The sequence below is a fragment of the Nodularia harveyana UHCC-0300 genome, from assembly GCF_034931085.1.
In the GTDB taxonomy this organism is placed as follows: domain Bacteria; phylum Cyanobacteriota; class Cyanobacteriia; order Cyanobacteriales; family Nostocaceae; genus Nodularia; species Nodularia harveyana.
In genome coordinates this window covers 212498-221965 of the sequence record NZ_JAYGHG010000001.1, presented here as the reverse complement: position 1 = coordinate 221965, position 9468 = coordinate 212498, and the positions used below count along the sequence as shown (strand labels likewise).

Sequence of the window (9468 nt, the reverse complement as noted above, 5' to 3'; positions counted from 1 at the left end):
CGGCGGCTTCCATTTCCCCAGCTAAATCTGATTCTTCAGCAATACTTGATTCTGGTGTATTGTGATCATCGTCTGGGTCAGACCACAAACTAGCTGCGGCGGCTTCCATTTCCCCAGCTAAATCTGATTCTTCAGCAATACTTGATTCTGGTGTATTGTGATCATCGTCTGGGTCAGACCACAAACTAGCTGCGGCGGCTTCCATTTCCCCAGCTAAATCTGATTCTTCCTGGGGTTTTTCAGGGACAAATTTAGAAGATAATTTAGGGTAGGGAACATTAACCACCGATGCTGGTGCTTCGATATCCCAGGGTGATTCCTTAGTCTCAAAAGAGGCTATTTTGGGATCAGAGTCATTGACTTTTTCCCCTGCTAATATTGAATCCATATCAGATCCAGTACCTGCTGTTAAAGCAGCCTCGGTTAAAGGTTGATCAGAATCATCATGCTTCTCTTCTCCAGAGGCTTCAGGGTTGTTTGGTGTTTTATTTTCACCCTCTACCTGAAGGCGCGATCGGAAAACCCATATGAGTAAGATTAGTACTACTGCCACAGGTAACAAAAGCCACCACAAAGGTATTTCGTCAGGAATCACAGGGGTGTCTGGAGGCTGCGGTGTAACGGGTGCAGTCTCAGCAATGGGGGTAGGAGTAACTGGTGGTTGTGCTTGATTTTCAGCAATGGCGATCGCCGCTTCGGTTCTAGCTGTTTCTATAGCTTGCTGTTCTGGTGAACCGAGAATAAAACCGAGAAAACTGATGACATTGGGGCTAGGGTTTTGCCTATAAGCGTAAACTAAAGGCTGGGAATATTCATAATTAGGATTATCTGGCAAAGTTTCATTAATGGGGATCACCCGCACATTTGGCAGTTGCGACACATGATGAACCATTGCATAACTAATACCATCATTACCTAATTGCTCAACAATGGCTGCGGTGTCATCGACTGCTACTTGGGTTGCATTAGCCCCTGTGGTAAATTCTGCATCTTGGAAAGCCGGATAAGTGCGAAAGGTATTGCGGGTATCGCTGGTTTCCGGGCGATCAATGAATCGAATCGGAACGTCGTCTCCTCCCACTTCTGACCAATTTGTAATCTTTCCCTGGAAGATGTCGGCGAATTGTTGATCAGTCAAATTACCGAGAAAAGGGTTATCATTACTGACAATGATGGCAATTTTTTCTCTGTAAAAAGCTACTTGTAGTAAACCTTGTGCTTGTTCTTCCGCCGTTAAACCACGAGCGATCGCCACAAGATCAACAGTACCATTGACTAAAGCCGATATTGCGACATCAGATCCATTAGCCGCAACTTCTACATTCGTACCCGAAAACTGTTGCTCAAAACTTTGCTTTAAACTTTGGTTAATTGCAGCCAAACTTATAGAACCATCAATCCGCACCGTAGTCCCATCTTCCACCGTTTCTGGTAGTGGAAATGAGTCAGCTTCAGTGGCAGATTGTGCCAGCACTGGTGTCGGCACGAACAAAGGTGCTGCCATGGGAGTAGTCGCCAAGGACAGTAATAACGCCAGACTGAGTATTGCACTATCTTTTTTATCTTTTTGCCACATAATGCTCTTTATCTAGGTACAGAAAGCTGGATAGTCTTAAATTTTATCTTTTCATTTCAGAAGAGACGCGCTAATTATACACCTGTTAATCTTCTCGTCACTCAGGCTGTAAGTCAAGAAAAACACGATGTCCCCACTAAGGAGGGTTTTCCACCGGATGAACTTTTCCTTCGGAAACGCCCAGGGCGAACGGGGGAAGCTGAGAGTGGGCTTCTTTGTCTGCATCCTGATATTAAATTGGTGTTACCCAATAAAGATAATATCGTTCATCATCTACCCAAGCTTTCTCAAAACTTTTCAGAGGAATAATCCTTAAATCTGGGTGACTAGTATCCAGTTTTTTATTTAAAATTAGCAAAATTTTGGGGCTTTCCGGTTCGGTGGTTAATAAAGTAGTAATTTGCGTTAAAATTTCAGGCTGTTCTACTTGTTCACGACCTGCTTTAAACAGTGTAAAACTTCCCAGCTTCTGTAGTTCTGGATAATATAATTTACGGTTAAGATAGCCAGATAATGCCGCCATATTAGCATCTCGACTAGCAACAATAAAATTATGATCTAACTGAGACTGTTGTAAATAATTAGCTGTTTCACGACTGGCTGAATATGGGATAAAAAATTCTTTAGCAAAACTGCCAATTCCGCCCAAAAACTGCACATAAAGGATAACCATTAAAGCAATATGATGCCATTTCTCACCCCATTTAATTGTTGTAGCTGGAATCTGAATTTTATTAATTAAAAATAGTGATTCTTTCGACTGACCTCCTAACCATAATGCCGCCATCAGAATTAAATAAAAATGTCCATAATGTCGGGGTGCACCTGGAAATCTCAAATATGTAAATGTCAATATTATAGTATTACCTGTAATGTAGAAAAACAACGCCCAAGGCTTTTTGGATAACTTAATTATTGATAAACCGAATATAAATAAAGCGATAGCACCACAGATAATTAAATCTAGCCATCTTTTGTGTGTGGGAATTATTAATAAATAACCACCAAATAATCTGCCGATACTTCTGAGTAAATGCCGAAAATCTAGTTGATTTACCCATCCGCCATTTAAACCACCATGAAGATAACTATCTGCTGGAGGACTAATAATATAAACTGATAAAATGAAGGCAAATATAATAATTCCTATACTTAAATATAAATCGTATTTCTGACTATGACTAAAATAATCCTGGCGATGTTCAGTGTCAAAACAAAATTCTCCTAGCAGAGTTAACAAGAGGGCAAATGATACAAATAAGGCATAGGCACTACTATTTGCCAGTAAACCTAATAAAATCGCTAAGTAAATATAAGTTTTTTTCCTTGACGAAAACACTGTACAAAAAACAAAAATAAATAGCATACTAAACGCATAATTCCGGGAAATTATCATATATTCATAAAAAGGGAAAAATCCAAAAGAGAAGAGAAATTTCTGTTGCTGATTAAATGGACTGTATAGGCAAAACAGCGCTACGGAAACAACGGCGATCGCTAAATGAAAAAATTGCATAATTACGGGATTTTCAGCAATTCTTCTCAGAACCGCGAGACAGAAATACCACAGCACCGGATGTCCTTCATAATGAATATTGGCAATTAAATCTGCGAAAGATTCACTGTCTCTGACAATTAGCCACGGGTTTAGTTCATCTCGCCACATTGCATGGTTGAGAATGCCGATTAATCCGAGAGTAGAAAATAGGATTATGATCAACCAGGGTGATTGTAAGGATGACCTCGAATTTCGAGGGATGAGGTTTTTTAATGTCATTGTTATTTGAGAGTATTGAATAAGGTTAATTATCTGGTAAAAATACTGTTTTAGTAAATTTTTTTTAACGCAAAGGTACGCTGAGGTTAACGCAAAGGTACGCGGAGAGATTTTTGCTATGGGGTTTGAGGGTAATGTTAAGGTTTAGGCTGGAATGGTGGTGATTTAGCAGTTATTATGGTTGATTCTCAGGTTTTGAGGCGGTTTAGTCAGGAACATTCGGATACTTTAGCGGCTGTTCTTTGCGGAATGCTGGTGTTTCTGGGCTGGTGGTCTTTACATATTGGTTGGTTGGGATGGGCTTTGCTGTTTTTACCTGCTGCTTATGTGATTGGTGGTTATGACAGCGCCCGCGAGGGTTTGACGACTCTAATTAAAGAAAAAGAGTTAGATGTGGATTTGCTGATGATTGTGGCGGCGCTGGGTGCTGCTAGTCTGGGTTTATGGCGGGAAGAATATTATCTGATTATTGATGGGGCGATTTTGATACTCATCTTTGCTATTAGTGGGGCTTTGGAAGGTTACGCGATGGGTCGCACTGCAAAAAGTATCCGGAGTTTGATGAGTTTGACTCCAGATACTGCTAGGGTTTTGCTTGGGGGAGAGGAAGAAATGCTTCCAGTGAGTCAGCTAAAGGTGGGCGATGAAATTATTGTGAAACCGGGGGAGTTGATTCCTACTGATGCGCTGATTCTCTCTGGTTATAGTACCCTCAATCAAGCGGCGATTACTGGTGAGTCTTTACCTATAGAAAAAACTGTGGGAGATGAGGTATTTGCGGGGACTCTCAACGGTTTTGGGGCTTTGCAGTTACGGGTACATAAATCTGCTGCTAGTAGTTTGATTCAGCGCGTGATTCGTTTGGTGGAACAAGCACAGACGGAAGCACCTCCTTCGCAACAGTTTATTGAAAAATTTGAACGCATATATGCACGGGTGATTGTGGTGACTGGTTTGTTGTTGGTGTTTTTACCGCCTGTGATTTGGGGTTGGAGTTGGGAAGTGACGATTTATCGGGCTTTGACTTTTTTGGTGGTGGCTTCTCCCTGTGCGCTGATGGCGGCAATTATGCCTACACTGTTGTCAGGTATTGCTAATGGTGCAAGACAGGGGATTTTGTTTAAGAATGGGGCGCAGTTGGAAAAGATTGGTAAAGTTCGGGCGATCGCCTTTGATAAAACTGGTACTCTAACTACGGGTAATGTTCAAGTATCTCAAGTAATTTCTAGTAGTGAATATTCTGAAGACGAGGTATTGAAAGTTGCTGCTGCTTTGGAGTCTTGCTCAGAACATCCCATTGCTCAAGCCATTGTCCAGGGTGCTGGTACTGACTGGGTGCGTGGGGTTGATGTCCAAGCTATACCGGGACAGGGAATTGTCGGCTTGGTGAATGATGAACAGGTGTTTGTGGGGAATAGGGCTTTTGTGCAGCAATATGTCGCCCAGTTCCCAGAGGAATTACAGCAGTTGGTGACATCTCTGGAAAATGAGGGTAAAACCGTGGTTTGGGTAGCAAAGAACCCCCAAGCAGAGAGGGGAACAATTGTTATGGGTGCGATCGCCATTTCTGATATGCTCAGAACAGAAGCAGTAGCCATGATTGCCCAGTTGCGAACATTGGGAGTTGAGCAAATTGTCATGATTACCGGCGATAATCAACGCACGGCTGACAGTGTAGCCCAAAGCTTGGGTATTGACCGTGTATATGCGGAACTCCTACCAGAAGATAAGCTGAATGTGATTCGCCAACTCCAGCAAGAGTATCAAACAGTGGCTATGGTGGGGGACGGTATTAATGATGCTCCCGCCCTCGCCCAGGCTTCTGTAGGCATCGCTATGGGAATCGCTGGCAGTGATGTAGCTTTGGAAACCGCAGATATAGTATTAATGGCAGATAAATTAGAGAAACTGGCTACAGCTATCGAATTAGGTAGGCGATCGCACCGTATTGTTACACAGAATATAGCGATCGCGCTAGGGTTTATTCTCCTACTTTTAATTAATAACTTTCTCGGCAACATTAACCTCCCCATCGGCGTAATTGGTCATGAAGGTTCCACTGTATTAGTTACACTCAGTGGTTTAAGATTACTCAAAAATTAAGTTGCATCAGATTCCGGTTTTGATTAACAATTACGCGGACATGATATAAGCTAACTAAAATTAATAGAATTGATATTCAGGAGGACTAAAATGGGATTGAGTGAACAGCTATTAACTGCTAATAATAAGGCTATGGTGATTGATGATTGCTGTCAAATGATCGACCAGCAACTAGCAGCTAAATCAGGTATCAGTGGTATGGCTATAAAAGCCGCCTTCGCAGCCTTGAGGAATGTAAAACCCGGATATATTCCCTATATTGTCGAAAATCTCCTCCCCCAGTTTTTAACAGCCCTTGACCCCCTCTGGAATCAGGGTATAGAAAACGGTGATCCAGCCGCTTATCTCGTCGCTCGGACTTCAGACACCGCAGATGCTATGCTAGGCATTACCGATGCTAGAGTGAAGCACACCAAAAACTCCATTGTCAAAGGTACTTATGAGAAATTCCGGGGTTCGGCTAAGAAACACGTAGAAGCAGCTGTCCCAGATTTAGTCAAGATAATTGATAAATATGCTCAAGTCTCATCCGTGAATCAACGAATTTCATCATTATAAATCTCCGGGAAATGAGGGACGATTCATCAATTGTCCCTACAGAGATTTGAGTAAAAGTAGGGAGTAGTATTATATCAGTCTTACCCAAAGTTCTAAAGTTAAACAGTTATAGCGGTTTTCTGTTGAGTGAAATCATATTTTTTTTAACGCAAAGGTTCACGGAGGTAAACGCAAAGGGGCGCTGAGTTATAATGTTGTGTTATGACTGGGTTTTTATTAGAAGTTGGTACAGAAGAATTACCTGCCTGTTTTCTCGGTGATGCTATATTACAATGGCGATCGCGCATTCCCCAAAGTTTAGAAAACAATAGTCTCACCAGCGCTTCTATATTGAAAAGGAAGAAGAATGATGATGATTCATAAAGGAACCCTCACCACAACGATTTTATAGGGTTTCCGGCGCAATCTTCATAATATAAGCCTACGCAAAACCTTTTTTATCGTCAAAATGAGGGTCTTTCTCTCTATTCACCAAATATATCTTTCAACAAATCAGATATCTGAGTTTCTCGGTCAGGAGCAAATCAGGTAGGATTGTTAGATATGTTGGTATTTTTCTTGTCCTTTTTTTTGTCAGCATCCTTTTTAGGTTTTTTAACTTCCTTATTGCTCTTTTTTTCTTTAGACATAATGACTCTCCAATGTAGTGATAAATAAAGTAGCTACATCGCCAGGAAACTTTTTCCCAGAGAAGATTCTTTGACAAAAATTATTTGCTTTCAAAATCAAGAATCTGTAAGTTTTCTATTCAGCAATAATAGATAATTTATTAAATGGTAAGCTCTTACTATAGCAGTTATATATAGAACTTACGCATAATCTACCTTTTCTTGGCGTTCTTGGCGGCTTGGCGGTTGGATAAATCAAGATTTTTGGCAATTATTGCGTAAATCCTGATATATACGAAATAATTTTATATCAGTAAAACTCATTATTTTGATACTTAGATGTTTTTTAGCTTTAAGATTGAGTTGATACACAATACCACCAGTTAAAGATAGTAGCGGAATTTGGGTGAGGATCTGTCTCGCCTCGTGCCAAATCTTAGGTAAACTGTGGTAACGCCAAGTTAAAACATTGTCCTATGACTGCATTTTTATTAGAAGTTGGTACAGAAGAATTACCCGCCGGTTTTCTCGGTGATGCTATATTACAATGGCGATCGCGCATTCCCCAAAGTTTAGAGGCTAATAGTCTCACCAGCGCCTCTGTGGAAGTTTACGGTACTCCCCGGCGGTTGGCGGTTCTAATTCCTGGTCTACCCTCTCAGCAACCAGACCGAGAAGAGGAAATTAAGGGACCCCCCGCCCAAGCAGCTTTTAAGGATGGTCAACCCACACCAGCAGCGACAGGTTTTGCGAAAAAGCAAGGTGTGGATATTGCAGCTTTGGAAATTCGCCCCACGGAAAAAGGGGATTTTGTCTTTGTTAAAAAAAGCATTCCCGGTCGTCCTGTGGCGGAAATTCTCACAGAACTGATTCCCCAGTGGATTTCTGGTTTGGAAGGGAAACGGTTAATGCGTTGGGGTGATGGGGAAATGAAGTTTTCTCGCCCCATTCGTTGGCTGGTGGCTTTGTTAGATGATAAAATCTTACCGATTCAATTGGTGAATGGATCAAAAACAATTACCAGCGATCGCATATCCTCCGGTCATCGAGTTTTACATCCCGAAACTGTCACCATAGCCCAAGCTACAGATTACCTCGATACTCTGGGCGCTGCATCTGTAATCGTTGACCCAGAAACACGGGCGCAGATTATCCAAGACCAAGTACAAACCGCAGCCCAAACCACCGGCGGTTCCACAGTTATTTACCCCGATTTATTAACAGAAGTCACCAATTTAGTAGAATATCCTTCCGCAGTTGTGGGTAAATTTGAACCAGAATTTTTGCAGTTACCCACAGAGGTAATTACAGAAGTGATGGTTACACACCAGCGTTATTTTCCCGTATTTAAAGCGGCTGACAGCAAAGAATTATTACCTAACTTTATCACAGTTTCTAATGGCGACCCCAGCAAAGCAGATATCATCGCCGTAGGGAATGAAAGAGTCATTCGCGCCAGATTAGCTGATGGTCAATTTTTCTACAAAGCTGATTTAGCTAAACCTTTAGAAAGCTTTTTACCCCAGTTAGAAACAGTCACATTCCAAGAAGAATTAGGTTCAGTCCGGGCTAAGGTAGATAGAATTGTCGCCATTGCAAATTACATTAGTCAGCAATTAAAACTAGAAACCAATCAACAGCAAAAAATCCAACGGGCGGCTTTATTATGTAAAGCTGATTTAGTTAGTCAAATGGTCTATGAATTCCCCGAATTACAAGGAATTATGGGGGAAAAATACGCCTTAGCTAGTGGAGAAGATGCAGAAGTCGCCCAAGCAATTGTAGAACATTATTTACCCACAGGTGCTGGTGATGATTTACCCGCCAGCCTCACAGGTCAAATTGTCGGTTTAGCAGATAGATTAGATACCTTAGTCAGTATTTTTGGCTTAGGTTTAATTCCCACAGGTTCCTCTGATCCCTTTGCTTTACGACGGGCTGCAAATGCAATAGTTAATATTACTTGGTTTGCCAATTTACCAATTAATTTAGCAGAGTTATTAACGCAAATCGCCACAGATTTCGCTGCGAAATATCACAAAGATAAAAATTCTTTAATCACCAGTTTACAAGAATTTTTCTTACAACGGATTCGCACCTTATTACAAGACGAAAAACACATAGACTATGATTTAGTCAACGCCGTTTTAGGAGAAAATGACCCAGAATATACAGAACGGGCGTTACAAGATTTGCTAGATGTCCGCGATCGCGCCCTATATCTGCAACAAATCCGCCAAGATGGTACACTGGATAAAATCTACGAAACCGTCAACCGTTCCGCCAGACTAGCCGCCCAAGGTGACTTAGACAAACAGCAGCTAGAACCCACAAATTTAATTCAACCACAACTATTCCAAAAATCCTCCGAGGAAGCATTTTACAACGCCCTCTTAGAATTAGTACCACAAACTCAAGCCGCAATGCGATCGCGCAACTATCAACTATTAATCGCCGCACTAGCCAAAATCGCCCCCACCGTCGCCAACTTCTTCGATGGTGAAGACAGCGTATTAGTCATGGACCCCAACCCCGACATCAAACGCAACCGGCTATACTTACTAGGACTATTGCGGAATCATGCCCGTATCCTAGCCGACTTTGGTGCGATCGTTAAAAACCTGTAACCTCAAACCTAACCCCCCAACCCCCCTTCCCTACCTCTCCCTAGCCCTCTCCTACAAGGAGAGGGAAAAGGAAAAACTTTTGTTGCTGGAAGGGGGAGAATTGAAAGCCTCTCTCCTTGTAGGCTAGGGTTTACACACATCCTGAACCAAAGAGATTTTCCAGTCCTAAAAACAGATTTAACTGTAAATCCAGTTCCCCTCCTCGCTTGCGGAGAGAAG

6 protein-coding genes are annotated in these 9468 nt (G+C 41.9%); 4 read left to right on the top strand and 2 right to left on the bottom strand.

From position 1 onward, the window contains the following. Both VB620_RS01000 and VB620_RS00995 read right to left on the bottom strand, forming a co-directional pair. Positions 1-1576, bottom strand: a 1576-nt coding sequence (locus VB620_RS01000; protein ID WP_323194256.1) for a substrate-binding domain-containing protein, incomplete at its 3' end; no start/stop codon positions are given. A 232-nt stretch (positions 1577-1808) separates the two neighbouring features. Further along, positions 1809-3353, bottom strand: coding sequence for a hypothetical protein (locus VB620_RS00995; RefSeq protein WP_323194255.1), 1545 nt, complete (start codon positions 3351-3353; stop codon positions 1809-1811). Positions 3354-3530: 177 nt separating this feature from the next. On the opposite strand from VB620_RS00995, the gene VB620_RS00990 reads away from it, so the two are divergent. The 4 genes from VB620_RS00990 (at position 3531) to glyS (ending at position 9249) form a co-directional block, all read left to right on the top strand. Then, positions 3531-5456 (top strand): heavy metal translocating P-type ATPase, encoded by a 1926-nt coding sequence (locus VB620_RS00990; protein ID WP_323194254.1) that lies wholly within the window; start codon positions 3531-3533, stop codon positions 5454-5456. Between the two features lie 90 nt (positions 5457-5546). Beyond that, on the top strand, positions 5547-6014 hold the full coding sequence (locus VB620_RS00985; protein WP_323194253.1) for a DUF6918 family protein: 468 nt from the start codon (positions 5547-5549) through the stop codon (positions 6012-6014). 201 nt (positions 6015-6215) lie between these two features. Beyond that, on the top strand, positions 6216-6377 hold the full coding sequence (locus tag VB620_RS00980) for a hypothetical protein (protein WP_323194252.1): 162 nt from the start codon (positions 6216-6218) through the stop codon (positions 6375-6377). 721 nt (positions 6378-7098) lie between these two features. Next, positions 7099-9249: a glycine--tRNA ligase subunit beta gene (glyS, locus tag VB620_RS00975; protein WP_323194251.1), complete on the top strand. Its 2151-nt coding sequence runs from the start codon at positions 7099-7101 to the stop codon at positions 9247-9249. Positions 9250-9468: the final 219 nt, after the last annotated feature.